The organism is Streptomyces sp. NPDC052043 (genome assembly GCF_044548235.1).
Taxonomy (GTDB): domain Bacteria; phylum Actinomycetota; class Actinomycetes; order Streptomycetales; family Streptomycetaceae; genus Streptomyces.
Genome location: NZ_JBIUBT010000019.1, coordinates 1 through 14,543 on the forward strand (window position 1 = coordinate 1; position 14,543 = coordinate 14,543).

Here is a 14,543-nt window from a genome sequence, read left to right on the forward strand (position 1 = left end):
CGGTTCTGTACACCCGCCGACGTGGCCGCGTTCCTTACCTCCGACCCCACCCAAACCAAGGTCAAAAAGACGAGTTAAAGATCTGCACGCCCTAAAAGTGCCGGAACGGCGCTGCGCCGCTCCACCCCACGGCACTTGGCTGGGGGCGTGCTCCTGCATCGCGGCCCGCTCCTCGGCGGTGAATCCGTCGTACTTCTCGGTGGCCGTGCCGGGGTTCTCGGCGGGCGACTTCGTGGACGGCATGGCGGGTTTCCTCCCGGGCAAGGTGAGACCGGCCGGTGCAGGAGGGTGGGGCGGCAGTCAGGACTGCTCAGCGGTGGGCTCCCAAGCGAAGTCGTCCGGGTCGGTGAAGGCGTCGGCGGTGCTGCCGAGGACGATCTGGTGCGAGCCGGCGCCGTCGGCGGGGACGCCGAGGTCCTTGGCCAGGGCACGGCGCTTGTACAGCGCCAGCTTGACGCGGCTGGAGGTGCCGGTGGCGAACTCGGTGTACTTGCCGCCGAAGCTCTTGGCCACGGTCAGGCCCCGGCCGACATAGAACTGCTTGGTGGCCTTCACATCCTCGACGCCGAGCAGGAGGACGAATTCGTCGATCTCACGGGTGGCGGGGCCGGTGTCCTTCTTCGCCGAGGTCGCGATCTTCCAGATCGTCCCGTCCGGGGCCTGGATGACGCCGCCGTAACCCCACAGCGACTTCGCGGCGGGCTTCAGCACCGTGGCGCCGGCGTCCACGGCGGCCGCGACGAAGCCGTCGACGGTGGCCGGCCCAGACACCGTCAGCGCCAGGGTGAAGCCGCGGAATCCAGTGGAGTGGGCCTCGGACGCCCGCAGGCGTATGTACGTGTCCACGCCGAAGGCAGTGTAGAAGCAGCGGGCGGCCTCGGGGTCGGCCACCTCAAGGGTGACGGACGCGAGGGACGTGTGGGCCGTGGTGGAAGTGGTGATTGCCATGACCATCACGCTAGGGGCTGCACGGCGGCCGGGGCTTCTCGATTCCTGACCGATCTTGCCACTTGCTTCGCCACGCACGCCGGCATCCCCTCCACCGCAATCGTCGAGCCCGCGTCACGCGGCCGGCCGTACCCGTGGCACCGGCAGGACCGGCCACAGCACATGCCGCCCGGCGCCGGGGGGCGGGGCCGCGGAAGGGCGGTGCCAGGTGGCCGGGGGTGTGGCCGGGGGTGCCCACGACCTGCCAGTCTGTGTCCCCCAGCCGCAGGATCTGGCCGTCGGCGATCGTGATCTTGCTGTTGCTACGCGGCGAAGCCGTGGAGGTAGAGGTCGCGAAGGACACCGAGTTCGGCGCCGTGGTGAGCGGCTTCGTCCAGGGCATGGAGGGCCAGCAGTAGGTAGCTCTCGTGGCCGTAGGCGCCAGCGCGGGGACCCATGGGCTGGAGGAGACGGTCATCGCCGAGGGATTCGACCCGGGTTCGGAATCGGGACCAGTCGTTGGACAGCATCTGGACGCCTTCGGCCGCCGTGCCCGGCCACAGATGCCGGTCACCGCTCCGGGATTCGTCTTGGAAGAAGCGGCCGTAGCCGCGCAGGCAGTCCGCTCCGATGTGCCAGATACGCCAGGCGATCGTCGTGAACGGCGCCGGGCGGACATCGCCTGCGGGCCGTGGGTCGGCACGGAACACGCCGTTCGTATCCGCCCGGAGCGTCATGCACGAGGCGACGGGCTCCCAGAGGTATTCGGCATCGGTGAGGCCGCCAAGGCGAGCGAAGGTTCTGGAACGTACGTCGTCAAAGGTTTCGAGCAGATCTCGGGTGACGGGGCCGGGCGAGGTCATTGGCAGCTCCAGGTTCGCCGACGGGTGCGGCCACCGCTGATCACCGGTGTGTGAAGACAGAAGATCATGCAGTGGCCGCGGGGCACAGCGTAGACCCTGCCCGCTGGCAGGAGGGCCGAGTGGGCCGGGGAGGCCGCCTTGCACGGCATGCAGCACCTGCTGAAACCCGAAACTGCGCACGGCTCTGGAAGAACACGGCATCGGCTCTGTCATCGCGGTGGCCTGCTCGGCCGAAGTCTCCACCCCAGCAGGCAAGTTCCGGGCCGACCGCCTGGTCAAGCGGCTACCGAAGCGGGCCCGGCAGAAGCGGCCGGCGGGACGCGGCGCGAAGGGGCACCGCTTCTAGCTACGAACCCTGCGAACCCTCCGTGAACGCGGTGGCGTGATCGGCGGCCCACTGGCGAAACGTTCGGGGCGCCGTCCCGAGAATGTCGGCCACCGTAGTGGTGATGTACGCGGGCTGTCCGACCGCCGCCTTCCACGCGGCGAGCAGCATGTCGACGACCGAGCTGGGCACCGTGCCCTCCCCCAGGCTTCGGAACTCGTCCGGTGTCATCTCCTCGAATGCGATCCGGCGTCCCAGGGCGTCACCGAGGATGTCCACCTGGGCGGCTTGGGTCAGTGATTCGGGGCCCGTTAGGACGTAGTCGCCTCCACCGTATCCGCCCTGATAGAGCGTCCGCGCCGCGACGGCTGCGACGTCGCGGTCGTCGACCGGTGCCGACGCGGCAGCGCCGTGGGGCCACCGGACGACCTCGCCGGCCCGGATCGCGGGCGCCCACCAGGCCAGCGAGTTCGACGCGAACATCCCCGGCCGGATGATCGTCGACTCGAGCCCGGTGGCCGCGATGAGCCGCTCGATGTCGGCGTGCAGCACCGCCATGGGATTGGGCTGCTGGAAAAAGGGGTGCGGCGTCTGATGCGGGGAGGAGAGGAAGACGACCCGCCGCACGTGGGCTGCCAGCCGCTCGACGACTGCCGCGGCGGTCTGAGGCGGGGCGGTCCAGACGAGGAAGACCGCGCCGGCGCCCTTCAGTGCCGGGTCGAGCGACTCGGGCACAGTGAGGTCGCCGGTGAAGACCTCGACCTTCGCCGGCAGCGTCGCCGCCGCCGCGGAGCGATGGGTGAGGGCGCGGACCGGCACACCCGCGTCGAGGAGTTGGTCGACGACGACGCGGCCGACCCGCCCCGTCGCCCCGGTTACGAGCACGGGAGGAATGTCTGTCTGATTCATGCCGCTCATGAAAACGTTACTCAGTTAAAAATGCAACCCGGTCATGAATGTTACGGTGGTCAGATGAGCGAGTCGACGGGACTGCGGGCCCGCAAGAAGGAGCGGACGCGCGACGCCATCGGCGACGCGGCCGTCTCGCTGTTCCTGGAGCGCGGCTTCGACCGCGTCTCGGTCAACGACATCGCCGCGGCGGCCGAGATCTCCAAGCCGACCCTCTTCCGGTACTTCCCCACCAAGGAGGACCTGGTGCTGCACCGGTTTGCAGATCACCAGGGCGAGGCAGCACGCGTCGTACGTGACCGCGGGTCGGGCATCAAGCCAGTGACGGCGCTGCACCGGCACTTCCGGGCCTGCCTCGATCGGTACGACCCCGTCACCGGCCTCAATGATCATCCCGAGGTGGTGGCGTTCCATCGGCTGGTGTTCACCACACCGAGCCTGGCAGCACGGCTCACGCGGTACCAGCTCGAGGACGAGGAGGCACTGGCTGACGCCCTCGGCGAAGGCATCCAGGCACGCCTGCGAGCCGCCCAGGTACTCGCGGTCCAACGGGTGCTCGCCCGGACCAACTGGCAGAAGATCGCCGACGGTCGAACCGCCCACGACGTGCACCCCGAGGCCGTAGCCGATGCCGACCAGGCATTCAACCAGCTGCGGTGACAGGCGACGCTCCGGTAGAAGAAGGTTCTGCGGCCTGGTGCACGGGTTGCCCCGGGCCTGGTCAGGCCGCTTCCGCAGATGCTGGCGGCCACCGCCTCGTCGGATTCCGCGTCGCTGAGTCGCGGCGCGATGCCCACCGCAGGCCGGCAAGGGGGCGAGCTGCGGTGATTCCTTCAGCGTGTCGTCGGTCTTGACGTGGAGCGCGGCCGCGAGGTCGTCCAACTCTGTCTTCACACACTGACGTTGGACTTCCTTGACACGTGCGCGCAGGCGGTCTGTGAATTCTCGCCGGCGGTAGGGGATGCGTGCGGGCGTTGAACGACGTCGGGTGCCGGGCTCACAGGCCGAGCGGCACTGCTCTGGGCGGAACCCCGCCGGCGATCAGCGCCGCCAACGGTGTGGCCAGGTCGCGCGGTGAGAACAGGTCTGAACCGCGGTAGTCGGCGATGTCGGGCAGCCGCCACCAGCGAAAGCCGTCGATGTTCTCGGCAGCAAGCTCGTCGTCGGACATTGCGCCGCGGGGGTGGAACGATGCGGCGCGCACAAGGAAGTAGTCATTGATCACACCGTCATAGCCCACCACGTGCCCGGGGTCGATGACCTCCTGATGCCAGACATGTGGCGGATCGGCGTCAAGAGCGAGCCCTACCTCTTCGCGTAGCTCCCGACGCAGGGCGGCAAGGCCGGATTCGCCACGCTCTACGCCTCCACCGGGCGCTGCCCACACCACGATCGGGCCGGTCGGTTTGGGAATGACGAACCGACACAGCAGGATGCGATCGCCCTCGTCGAGAACGAGCGCGCGGACCGAGCGACGCAGATGGACCAAGGCCATCCGCGCATGCTAGCCGTCTGTCCACGATCAGAGCGATCCCTTGGAATCGATCAACTGGCACTCACGCGCCGTCAGAGGGTCAGCGTTCGAGGCGCTGCTCGGGTGACAGTGCGCACGTCTGTGCTTAGGTCCGGGCCGGGTTGCAGGCGGGGCTGGACTGGCTCACGATCGTCAGGCCGCCAGGGTCAGCGCGCGAGCCACTCCCGGTAGGTGGTCTTGGCGATGATCGTGTCGCCCTTGGCGATAAGGGCGTCGCCTGAGGCGGCAGCAAACAGGCCGGCGGTGTTGTCGGTGACGACCCTGCGGTGATCACCACGAGCGGCGAGGGTGATCTTGCCCAGTTCGTCGAGCGCGAACACTTCGGGGCCGGCGACGTTGCGGGTGCCCTGCAGCGGGGTGCCCAGGCTGACGTCAGCCACGGTCTGGGCGACGTCGGCTGCGGCGATGGGCTGGAGGAGCGTGGCGGGCAGACGGACGGTGTTCTCGTCGGCGGTCAAGGACAGCACTGTGTCGATGAACTCGAAGAACTGCGTGGCGCGGACGATCGAGTACGGCAAGGGGCCGGCTTTGAGAATGTCCTCCTGCAGCACCTTGGCACGGTAATAGACCAGGCCCGGCACCTGGTCGACCCCCACGATCGAGAGGATGACCACGTGGCCGACGCCGGCGGCATGGGCGGCCGTCAGCAGGTTGTCCATGGTCTCCTGGAAGAACGGTGGCGCGGCTTCGTCGAAGGTCGGCGAGGTCGTCAGGTTGATGACGACGTCGGATCGCGTCAGCGCCTCGCGCAGGCCCTGCCCGCTGCGCAGGTCCACACCGGTGGACAGCGAGTGCGGCACCGCCTCCTGCCCTCTCGCAGTAAGGACCTTGACCACCTGCGATCCGACTCGCCCCGTCCCACCGATGACAGGGATCTTCATCTCTTGGCCTTCCTTGCTCTCACAGACGCCTCGACCGAGCTTCGCCGACGACGGCGCGCCGCAGGGGCTGGCGGTCAGTCGGTGCGCCGGACCCGGCGGTCCTGGCGCTGGACGAGCTCTTCCTCGTCGACGAGGGTGAGCATCGGTGTGCCTGGTTCCATGAACATGCTGACGGTGAAGCGCACCGGGATGTCGTCGCGGTTGTTGCCGTCCTGGTAGTGGATGACGTCGCCGCCCGGCTCGAAGAACGCCTCGCCGGCCTGGAGGACACGCGGCGGCTCACCTTCGAGCTCGAACACCATCTCGCCCTCCAGCACGTAGCCGAGGCACGGTCCGGAATGCCGATGCGGAGGAGTGCCCGGATCGCCCGGTGGGAACTCCACGACGATGGTCATCGCATGCGCACCCTCCGGAACGAAGGGAGGGTCCTTCTCCAGTAGCACGGTGACCGCCGACTGCCACGCATTCGACCGGGGCTTCCGCCTGGCGGTCGACTCGATGTCCGACATCGGAACACCTCCCTGAACAAGGCAGTGCAAAAGGTCCCCTTCTCTTCAAACGTCGCACGCGGCGGACACGAGCGCTACTGCAGCGATCAAGCCGTGGGAGGTGGCACGGCTCCTGCGGGTGAGCTGGAAGCTGGACTGCCACCGGCTCCAGCCGTGGCGAGACGGAGGCGCTCAGGCTCTGGCCTCCCGTGGGCCGAGCGGATCTGCCGCCCGACGCCCCTCGTTCGCCGGGCCCGCCGCCCGAGTCCTCACGGACAAGCACGGATGATCGTCTTCCCCTGGCGTCGCTCCGTCGGGTTGAGGGCGGCGACGGCATCGTCGAGGGTCGCGACGTTGCCGATGTTCGTGCGCAGTCGCCCGTCCCGTACCCGCTGGACTATCTCACCCAGCTGGGCACGATCGGACTCGACAACGAAGTCGATCGCCAGGCCGTGGGCGGGCCGCGCCTCAGGCGGCCCAACGACGGTTACCAGTGTTCCTCCAGCCCGGATCAGGCCTGCGGATCGCTTCTGGATGTCGCCGCCGATGACGTCGAAGACCAGGTCGACTTCTCCGACGTCTTCCAGGGTGTCATTGTCGAGGTCGACGAACTCCATTGCGTCGAAGTCGAGTGCCTTCTGGCGGTCGGCGGCACGTCCGGTGCCGATGACGTAGGCGCCGAACTCACGGGCGAGCTGCGTCACCATCGTCCCGACTGCGCCGGCCGCGCCGTGCACGAGGACGCTCTGCCCCACCTGGAGGTGGCCGTGCTGGAACAGTCCCTGCCACGCGGTGAGGCCTGAGATCGGAAGGCTGGCGCCCACGGCGAAGTCGACGTCGCCCGGCAGCGGCGCGAGGTTGCGTGCCTCGACGGCCGCGTACTCGGCGAGGGTGCCGTCGCGATGCCAGTCGGTGAGGCCGAACACGCGCTGTCCCACCGAGAGGCCCGTCGTGCCGTAGCCGAGGGCGGTGACCACTCCGGCCAGCTCATGTCCGGGGATCGACGGCGTTCGGTCGCGGTCGAGGCGATCGGTCCAGGTCGAGGGCCACGCCAGCTCGGTCGGGACGAATCCCGACGCATGAATCCGAACGACGACGTCGTTGATGGCCGGCCCCGGCTCAGGCCGCTCCGTCAGCGTCATCCCGGCCGTTCCTGCGGCCTGGTCCGTCACCACGATCGCCTTCATTTGGACACCTCTCTGTATCAGTCCTCGCTCGCACGGCGCCTACGGTTCACGAGTGGTAGTGGTGTCAGACCTCGGCGTCCTACCCCGCTGATCGGCACAGGTGTGGAGGGAGAACGTCGTTGTCAAACGCCGCTTCGAACCGGCTCACCTCTGGCAACTGTCATCCGGTTCCGGTCGGTGCTGGTCCAGTCGCGTGTGCACAGTGGCATGGTCACTGCTCCTCGGCTTGATCGCACGGCGTTGGGCCGGTTACTCCTGCCGCTTGGGAAGCCGCCAGGCTCCTCAGACCACCGGCGGCCCCGCTTCGATGCGGCGCAGCACCGGGGGCAGACGGTCCAGGTCAGGGCCGGTCTGGACTTGTCGCTCGTCCCACCAGGTCGCGCCGGCGTCGTGCAGCGGACCGATCACGTCCTTGGCCTTGGCCGCGTCCGAGGGCGTGGCACCGCCGAGCACGAACTCGAAGGGGCGCTCCGCCTCGGCCGTTCGGTGCTTGCGCACATAGCCGACAAGATCCCGTACCTCCACCACATCAGGCACATGCCCATGCCGGGCCGTCTCGAACAACGGCACCGCGCCGTCCCACCGCGCTGCCCGCCGCATGGGCGGACGACGCGGCCAGAACCCGCCGATCCACACCGGCGGACCGGGCCGCTGCACGGTGGCAGGCAGCAGCGTCACGTCCCGAACCTCGTAGTGCCGGCCGTGGTGGTTCACCGGCTCGCCGGACCAGAAGCGCCTCAACAGCTCCAGTCCGTCGTCCAGCCGCTCGGCGAGGAGGTGTGGCTCGGCGGCATCGCCGAAGCTGCGGTATTCGTCCTCGATCGGACCTCCCAGACCCGCGGCGAAGATCACCCGGCCGCCGCTGAGGTGGTCCAGCGTGGCCACTTGGCGGGCAAGTTGCTGCGGACGGTAACGAGGGACCGGCGTCAACAGGGTACCCAGCCGGATCCGGGAGGTCGCCAGCGCGGCCGCGGTCAGCAGCATCCAGGGATCTCCGAAGGGACGCCCCTGGTGCTGCCGGTGCAGTACGTGGTCCCAGACGAAGAGTCCGTCCCAGCCGGCCTGTTCGGCAGCAGTCGCCACGGCCGCGACGTTCCGGGGGTCCGCGAAGTCGCCGAAATTAGGGATGTTGATGGAGAAGCGCATCCCAGCAGGATGCGCAGATGGCCACGAAGGGGCAATCGGTTTTGGTCCCAGGCGGCTTCACGGCACGCCGCCGCCAGGCCAAACAGGTAAATCCTGCTGGAGTACCAGGATCTGTGGGAGTTCGTCCGACTGGTGGTGCCAGCCTGTCACCGACGCGGATCGTTGCAGACCGTGACGGGACGCCGGAGTACTCGCAGCATCACTCCGGCACCGTGTCCTCACAACTCTCCGAAACTTCCACCACGCCGAAGACCACCGGGAAATGAGTGATCTGCTGGTTCGGGCCCGGCTTGGAGTTGCAGATCTTCCACTCAGCCGGGTCGTCCACCGGACGACCCCGCCCGCTTGCGTCCTCGAAGACCATGTCCATTTCGGAGCTCATCTGCTCCTGCGCACGCCCGGCGTTACCACCGACGACGTCGGGCATGACGGCCGCGACCGGCTCCGGGTTTACCGAACGGTGCGTCTCGGCAGAACCCAAGCCAGTAGGCGTGCCCGCAGAGACAGCCGGCACGGACGATGCACCGCAGGCGGTGACCGAGGCCAGGAGCGTGCACGCGAAGACGGATCTCAGAAACTTGGTCATAGTCATGTCCCCCACGGTGACGGCAGTTCGCAACAGTATCCCTGGTACGTCATGTCGCGGAGCCTGTCATCTGGCGTCCTGGCGAACATGAGTACCCGTACTCATGATCGCCAGGACGCCACCGACCGGATGGTCGAGTTCGTGTACGGACCGGACGGAGAAGACATGTACGAGAACTTCTCCACTCGACCGGTACTCACGCTCTGAGCCATTTCGGCCTCGTACGCCGAAACGGCAACATCAATCTGTTTATTGATGCTCAGTTGCGGCATATGAGCGCGTCTGTTACCCAAGATAGAGAAGGTCCCTCCTAGCTGAAGGGTGTCCGCGATGCGCATCAAGAGAACTTCGAACCTTCGCGTACTCCCCGTCGCTGCGGCGATAGCGGCTGTGGCATCGACGGGCATGCTGGCCGCTGGGCCCGCATCCGCCGTGGAGCCTCCCGCAGCTCCCCAGGCGGCCAAGAAAGTTGAGGGCGAGATCATACGCGACACCGGCATCTACTACGGGCCGTCCCTCGACAGCCAAAAGATGGGCTCGGCCGTCAAGGGGCAAAGGTTTACCTTCGTCTGCTGGGTAAACCCCACACACACGTACCCGTTCTTCAAGCTGGACCAGAATGGGTACTACATTCCCCGCGACTTCGTGAACCTCTCCTCCCGCGACCTGCCGGAGTGCGCACCTTGATCCCAGCTCGCTGTCCCGGCTCGTGAGCAACGCGGCCGAGTTGGCTGGAAAGCCGGCAGCCGTCGGGGAAGCGCCCCAACCGAGGGCCAAGCAACCCTCGATGCCACGCAGAAGCCCCCCGTCACTCCGCAGTGACAGGGGGCTTCCTGTTGTCCATGGGCCCGACGGCGCTCTCGGCGCGTCGGTAGGTGAGGCGAGTACGGCAGGTCATGCGCTCCGCGGAGCCTCCAGGACCATACGGATCTCCGATACCTCGTAGCCGGCGCGGTCGAAGGCAGCGGCCATGGGGATGTTCGTGGTGTCCGTCGTCGCGGTGATGCGCTCGGCGCCTTCCGCCGCGTGGAAGCGGGTGATCTCGGCGAGGATCTCGTCGATCAGTCCCTTGCCGCGCTGCTCGGGTACGACACCGAGATAGCCGACGTTGCGGTTGTACGGGGTCGCTGACGGGACGGCCAGACCGGCCGGCGTGCCGTCGGGCAGCTCCGTGAGCCTCCACCAGGAGCGCTCGCCAGGGCAGTCGAGGTAGAACCGCATGTCCTCCTCGGCCAGTTGCCTGGCGTCCTTCTTGCGCAGCTCGTCAAGGGTGGCCTGGTCGAGGCTGCCGGCCGACACCCGGACGAAGGCCTCCAGGAACTCCTCGTCGCTGCCCTCGCGGAAAGTCAGCCGACCACTGGTTTCGGGCAGTCCTGCCGCAGGAGTCCACTCGTAGCGGAGGCGCTGGATCTCCCGGCTCAACCCGGTGCGCGAGCTCGCCTCGCGACGCCAGGACACCGCCTGGGTCAGCTCCGACTGGGTGCTCCAGTCCGGCGGGAGGGAGAGGTTGTACAGCGGGCGCGTGCCGAAGGCGGCGTGCCCGGCGTCGAGGAGCCTGGTGGCGACGGCGACCGGATCGGCGACGGTGGAGCGTACCTGGAGGCAATCGAGGGCTATGGGCCGCTCGCTGTCGGCACGGCCCCACCACAGCGCGCGGGCAAGGACCTGTCCGTCCTCGTCCTCGGCGAGCCAGATCCATTCCCGGCGGAACTGGTTGGCGTCGAGCTCCTCGCGGATCTTCTCGGAGCTCAGGGCGGCGACGGGACCGTCGGCCGGGTACGCGGCGGCACGGTCGAGGGCGGTGGGGTCCGCGGTGGCGGGAAGGAGTCGCATTTGGCCCATGATCACGGTGGGGAAGTGCCGGAGCAAGGTGTTTGTTGCTGCCTGCTGCTTACCAGGCCGGCCTCAGTGGGGCGCCGCGACCGCGATGGTGCGCCAGGCCCGCTCGATCTCCGCGGCCGGAAAGGGCGTCCGCTTGCTCTCGGTGAGAAGGCGGCGCTGGAATTCGCCCAGGACCACGGCAGCTCGGGAATGCCGGTCGAGGATCGCGGCGATCTCGCGCGGGACCTCACCGGGCTGGTGGCCTGCGATCCACTCGCGCAGGAACGCGTCGTGTGCCCTACCGCCACGCAGGCCATCGGGGAGGTGGTGGCGGAGCAGATGGCTCACGGTGTGGCAGCGGTCGTACACGAGGTGGTCGGAGAGGAACTCCGCCTCGGCTGCTGACAGTTCGAAGCCGGAGCTCAGGGCGAGTCCGAAGTCCGCGAAGTAGAGCAGTTGGCCGTCGGTCAGGACGTTGGCGAAGTGGGCGTCGAAGTGGACGAGTCCGTGCGAACTCATGAAGGCGGTGCCGCGTGCCAGGGCTTCCTCCACCCATGGGTACGGCGTGCCCTCCCCGCCTTCCGGCGTGGCGGTCCGGTGGTCGTGCAGCCAGTCGGCGAGTGTCTGCGGGACGTGTTCCAGGAAGAGCACCAGGCTGAACGACGAACGGCCGATGGCCTCCAGCCGCTCACGCACGGCCGATGATCCCTCCCAGTGCGCGACCGCCCCGTCGATGCCCCCGAATTCGTCAGCGAAACCCTCGGGTGGGGAGTCGGGCAGGATGCGCCAGTGGTACATCAGCGGAAAGCCCTCGTACTCGTTCCCGAGGACCCAGTTGGTGGTCATGACGTGCACGGCCAGCTCTCGCCAGGCCCCGAACCCCGCCGAGCCCACCCCGTACTGGTAGAACATCGGCAGTCCGAAGAGGTTCGCCGTCGACCGCGCGTTCTCCGGCCGCAACTCGGTGTCGGTCAGGGGGACCCGCTTGACGAACACCCGCGTGCCGTCGATGTCCAGCTCCGCCGACCTGCCGCCGATGCCGGCCCCGAGCAAGTCGGCGGCGGCCAGGGCCTGGCCGAGCCGACGGTCACTCAGCAGGGACAGGTGCGTGGCCACGGTCCCATAGGTGGCGAGCCGCGCGACATACCGCGGGTCCGGGTGGCGCATGGATGACTCCTCGGTGCCCGGAACCGGGGCTTTGGTGAACTCGCGCACGGTGTTGAGCGTATCCGTCAGGCCTGTCGAAGGAGCAGGTTCGCGCGAAGTCGCCCGGAGGGCCGGCCCCCGGACGGCCCGCGGTCACCGGCCCCGGCCTCGCTCCCGTTCGGCAGGAGCGTGAGCGTCACGCCGGCGGCCGGGTGAGTTTGGTGGCCACGGCGTCGAGGACCCAGTCCAGGCCGGTCGCGAAGGATGCCTCGGCGTCCACGTCCGTGCCGTCGTACACGGCCTTGGCCAGCGACGGGAAGCGGCCCGTGGCCAACATGCTCGTCACATGCGGGCCGAAGGCGCGCTGCCAGTCGCGCTTGGACAGGCCCGTGGCGCGCTCGGCCCGCAGGTTCGCGACCTCGCGCCTGATCGCGCCGGTGAAGTAGGCGCTGACCGTCTCCACGGCGCGCATGACGGTGTCGATGTCGGCGAGGCCGTCGAGGGGGGCCAGCGTCGCCTCGGTCACGGCGAGGCCGTTCGGGCCCAGGGCCGGGCGGCCGCCGAGCAGGTCGGCCAGCCATTCGTGACGGAGAGCGGCCTGCCTGGTGCGGTGGGCGAGGCTGCGCAGCGCCTCCCGCCAGTCACCGGGCTGCTCCTCGGGGAGGATTTCGGCCTGGACCTCGTCCACCATGAGGTCGAACAGCTCCTCCTTGGTGGAGATGTATCCGTACAGCCGCATCGGGCCGGCGTTCAGCCGGGCGGCGACCTTGCGCAACGACACCGCCTCCAGTCCACCCTCGTCCGCCAGCGCGATGGCGGCGGCGACGATCCGCTCCCGGTCGAGCGGCACGGGGCGCTTCGGCGGCTCCGGCCGGTCCCAGACAGTCATGGTCACACCGTTCTGTTGCGATGCATCGTATTGGGGAAATACAGTGTATCGACATGAGACATCGTATCGCCGTGGTCGGGAGCGGCCCCGCCGGCCTTGCCTTCGCCCGCGTCCTGCACCGGCATGGTTACCCCGTCGCCGTCCTCGAACGCGATCCCGCCCCTGACGCCCGCCCGCCGGGCGGCACCCTGGACCTGCACGAAGGGCTGGGCCAACTCGCGCTGGACAAGGCGGGACTGCTGGCGGAGTTCCAGGCGCTGTCTCGTCCCGAGGGGCAGGCCATGCGCATCCTGGACACGGACGGGACCGTCCTGCGCGACTGGCGACCCGGTCCGGATGACCGGGCCAATCCCGAGATCGACCGCGGGCAACTCCGTGACCTGCTGCTCGGCCCTCTCGACGTCCAGTGGGGCCGGGACGTGACGCAGGTGGTGCCGGGGACCCGGGACGGCGCACGGGTCCATTTCGCGGACGGGCGACAGGAGACGTTCGACCTCGTGATCGGCGCGGACGGCGCCTGGTCCCGGATCCGCTCGGCGGTCTCGTCGGTGACACCGCACTACACCGGCGTCACCTCGGTCGAGACCTCCCTCGACGACGTCGACGCCCGCCACCCCGACCTCGCCCGGTTGATCGGCGACGGTTCCGTGGCTGTGTACGGCATGAACCGAGCTCTCGTCGCCCAGCGCAACAGCGACGGCCACGTCAAGGTATACGCCCAGTTCCGCGCGCCGCTGGACTGGCACACGAACCTGGACCTGGCCGACGTCGAGGCCGTGCGATCGAGCCTGCTGGCTCTGTTCGACGGCTGGGCCGCTCCCGTCCTCGACCTCCTCCGCCACGGCACCGCTTTCGTCCACCGCCCCCTCTACGTCCTGCCCGTGTCCCACTCCTGGACCCATGTCCCCGGGGTGACGCTACTGGGCGACGCCGCCCATCTGATGCCCCCTTTGGGGGCGGGCGCGAACCTCGCGATGCTGGAAGGCGCCGAACTCGCCGAGTCCATCGCCACCGGCCCTGGAGACCTGGACGAGGCCGTTCGCGCCTTCGAGGAACAGATGTGGGCACGGGCCGGCAGGTGGGCGAAGATCACGACGGCCGGTCTGGAACGCCTGGTGAGCCCGGACCCAGCCGAAGCCCTCGCCCTCTTCGACCAGGTCCAACCGTCCTGACTGCCGAGTGCGTCAAGTGCGAGAGCGCGCGTCCAACAGCTCGCCACGGCACCCTTGAGGCACATCACCCTTTCCCGGTGACGGTGAGGAATGCCACCGAGCCGACCGCGACGAGGACGCCTCCCAGCAGGCACCAGTAGCGGGCCGTGCGGAGTGTCGAGCGGATCTGGGATACGTGTGCCATGGCGAGCAGCCAGCGCACCAGGGGGTCGGTTCTGGCGATGTTGGCGTGGGCGCGCTGCAGATGATGGCGCCACTGGTCGCGACGCTGCGGATCGGTTTCCGAGAGGAGCGCACGGTGGATGTTCGCGGCGATCGTTCGGTGGCGCAGCAGGTCGTTGATGTCTGTGGCGGCGGAACCGAAGTAGTCGGACGGTGCTGCGTCGATCGCCTGTCGCAAGCCGCGAAAAGCCGGGCCGGTCAGCGTGGCTGTCGTGGTGATGGGTGGTTCCAGCACCCGGCTGACGTGCCAGATGGCGATGATCACTCCCGTCAGGGCGACGAAGAGGGCTCCGCCCGCGACACATGCCTCCTTGACGCCGTGGACCCGGCCGACCGCGACCAATGGACCGCCGCCGATCAGGGCCGCACCGACGGCGCCGTAGGCGGCGGCCATCCAGCGTGCCGTGGCCCGCAGTTCGGGGACTGCTTCGAGGGGGGAGGGCAGGG

16 protein-coding genes and 2 pseudogenes are annotated in these 14,543 nt (G+C 68.6%); 4 read left to right on the top strand and 14 right to left on the bottom strand.

Annotation, left to right across the window (positions count from 1 at the left end; genetic code table 11):
- The 3 genes and pseudogenes from ACIHCX_RS34215 to ACIHCX_RS34225 form a co-directional block, all read right to left on the bottom strand.
- Nucleotides 1-243 (bottom strand): annotated as a pseudogene (locus tag ACIHCX_RS34215) (hypothetical protein); the annotation flags it as partial.
- Between the two features lie 57 nt (nt 244-300).
- Entirely contained in the window at nt 301-948 is a 648-nt protein-coding gene (locus ACIHCX_RS34220) for a glyoxalase (RefSeq protein WP_400036553.1), read from the bottom strand.
- 302 nt (nt 949-1,250) lie between these two features.
- Nucleotides 1,251-1,790 carry a DinB family protein gene (locus ACIHCX_RS34225; RefSeq protein ID WP_400036555.1) on the bottom strand — a complete coding sequence of 180 codons (540 nt, stop codon included), beginning with the start codon at nt 1,788-1,790 and terminating at the stop codon, nt 1,251-1,253.
- 163 nt (nt 1,791-1,953) lie between these two features.
- Here ACIHCX_RS34225 and ACIHCX_RS34230 point away from each other — a divergent pair.
- Nucleotides 1,954-2,133: pseudogene (locus ACIHCX_RS34230) on the top strand (IS701 family transposase); the annotation flags it as partial.
- Nucleotides 2,134-2,136: 3 nt separating this feature from the next.
- Here ACIHCX_RS34230 and ACIHCX_RS34235 read toward each other — a convergent pair.
- Nucleotides 2,137-3,000 (bottom strand): NAD(P)H-binding protein, encoded by an 864-nt coding sequence (locus ACIHCX_RS34235; protein ID WP_400036558.1) that lies wholly within the window; start codon nt 2,998-3,000, stop codon nt 2,137-2,139.
- Nucleotides 3,001-3,087: 87 nt separating this feature from the next.
- Here ACIHCX_RS34235 and ACIHCX_RS34240 point away from each other — a divergent pair, with 87 nt between their 5' ends.
- Nucleotides 3,088-3,684 (top strand): TetR/AcrR family transcriptional regulator, encoded by a 597-nt coding sequence (locus ACIHCX_RS34240; RefSeq protein ID WP_400036560.1) that lies wholly within the window; start codon nt 3,088-3,090, stop codon nt 3,682-3,684.
- A gap of 337 nt (nt 3,685-4,021) precedes the next feature.
- Here the strand turns inward: ACIHCX_RS34240 and ACIHCX_RS34245 are convergent, their stop codons facing one another.
- The 6 genes from ACIHCX_RS34245 to ACIHCX_RS34270 all read right to left on the bottom strand — a co-directional run bounded on the left by ACIHCX_RS34245 (nt 4,022) and on the right by ACIHCX_RS34270 (nt 8,852).
- On the bottom strand, nt 4,022-4,519 hold the full coding sequence (locus ACIHCX_RS34245; protein ID WP_400036562.1) for an NUDIX domain-containing protein: 498 nt from the start codon (nt 4,517-4,519) through the stop codon (nt 4,022-4,024).
- A 185-nt stretch (nt 4,520-4,704) separates the two neighbouring features.
- Nucleotides 4,705-5,439, bottom strand: a complete 735-nt coding sequence (locus tag ACIHCX_RS34250; RefSeq protein ID WP_400036564.1) for an SDR family oxidoreductase — start codon at nt 5,437-5,439, stop codon at nt 4,705-4,707.
- Between the two features lie 74 nt (nt 5,440-5,513).
- Entirely contained in the window at nt 5,514-5,834 is a 321-nt protein-coding gene (locus tag ACIHCX_RS34255) for a cupin domain-containing protein (RefSeq protein WP_400036566.1), read from the bottom strand.
- 362 nt (nt 5,835-6,196) lie between these two features.
- Nucleotides 6,197-7,114, bottom strand: a complete 918-nt coding sequence (locus tag ACIHCX_RS34260; RefSeq protein WP_400036568.1) for an NADP-dependent oxidoreductase — start codon at nt 7,112-7,114, stop codon at nt 6,197-6,199.
- Between the two features lie 282 nt (nt 7,115-7,396).
- Nucleotides 7,397-8,260 (bottom strand): LLM class flavin-dependent oxidoreductase, encoded by an 864-nt coding sequence (locus tag ACIHCX_RS34265; RefSeq protein WP_400036570.1) that lies wholly within the window; start codon nt 8,258-8,260, stop codon nt 7,397-7,399.
- 199 nt (nt 8,261-8,459) lie between these two features.
- Entirely contained in the window at nt 8,460-8,852 is a 393-nt protein-coding gene (locus tag ACIHCX_RS34270; RefSeq protein WP_400036572.1) for a hypothetical protein, read from the bottom strand.
- Between the two features lie 324 nt (nt 8,853-9,176).
- Between ACIHCX_RS34270 and ACIHCX_RS34275 the strand changes: the two genes are divergently transcribed.
- A complete protein-coding gene (locus ACIHCX_RS34275; protein ID WP_400036574.1) occupies nt 9,177-9,533 on the top strand; it encodes a hypothetical protein in 357 nt (118 codons plus the stop codon).
- 207 nt (nt 9,534-9,740) lie between these two features.
- On the opposite strand, the gene ACIHCX_RS34280 is transcribed toward ACIHCX_RS34275, so the two are convergent.
- The 3 genes from ACIHCX_RS34280 to ACIHCX_RS34290 form a co-directional block, all read right to left on the bottom strand.
- On the bottom strand, nt 9,741-10,679 hold the full coding sequence (locus tag ACIHCX_RS34280) for a GNAT family N-acetyltransferase (protein ID WP_400036576.1): 939 nt from the start codon (nt 10,677-10,679) through the stop codon (nt 9,741-9,743).
- Nucleotides 10,680-10,751: 72 nt separating this feature from the next.
- The gene (locus ACIHCX_RS34285; RefSeq protein WP_400036782.1) at nt 10,752-11,834 is read right to left on the bottom strand and encodes a protein kinase family protein; all 1,083 of its coding nucleotides are present in this window, start codon (nt 11,832-11,834) and stop codon (nt 10,752-10,754) included.
- Nucleotides 11,835-12,009: 175 nt separating this feature from the next.
- The gene (locus ACIHCX_RS34290) at nt 12,010-12,702 is read right to left on the bottom strand and encodes a TetR/AcrR family transcriptional regulator (RefSeq protein WP_400036578.1); all 693 of its coding nucleotides are present in this window, start codon (nt 12,700-12,702) and stop codon (nt 12,010-12,012) included.
- Nucleotides 12,703-12,755: 53 nt separating this feature from the next.
- Here ACIHCX_RS34290 and ACIHCX_RS34295 point away from each other — a divergent pair, with 53 nt between their 5' ends.
- Nucleotides 12,756-13,874: an FAD-dependent oxidoreductase gene (locus tag ACIHCX_RS34295; protein ID WP_400036580.1), complete on the top strand. Its 1,119-nt coding sequence runs from the start codon at nt 12,756-12,758 to the stop codon at nt 13,872-13,874.
- 64 nt (nt 13,875-13,938) lie between these two features.
- Here the strand turns inward: ACIHCX_RS34295 and ACIHCX_RS34300 are convergent, their stop codons facing one another.
- Nucleotides 13,939-14,490 (bottom strand): hypothetical protein, encoded by a 552-nt coding sequence (locus ACIHCX_RS34300; RefSeq protein ID WP_400036582.1) that lies wholly within the window; start codon nt 14,488-14,490, stop codon nt 13,939-13,941.
- Nucleotides 14,491-14,543 lie beyond the last annotated feature (53 nt).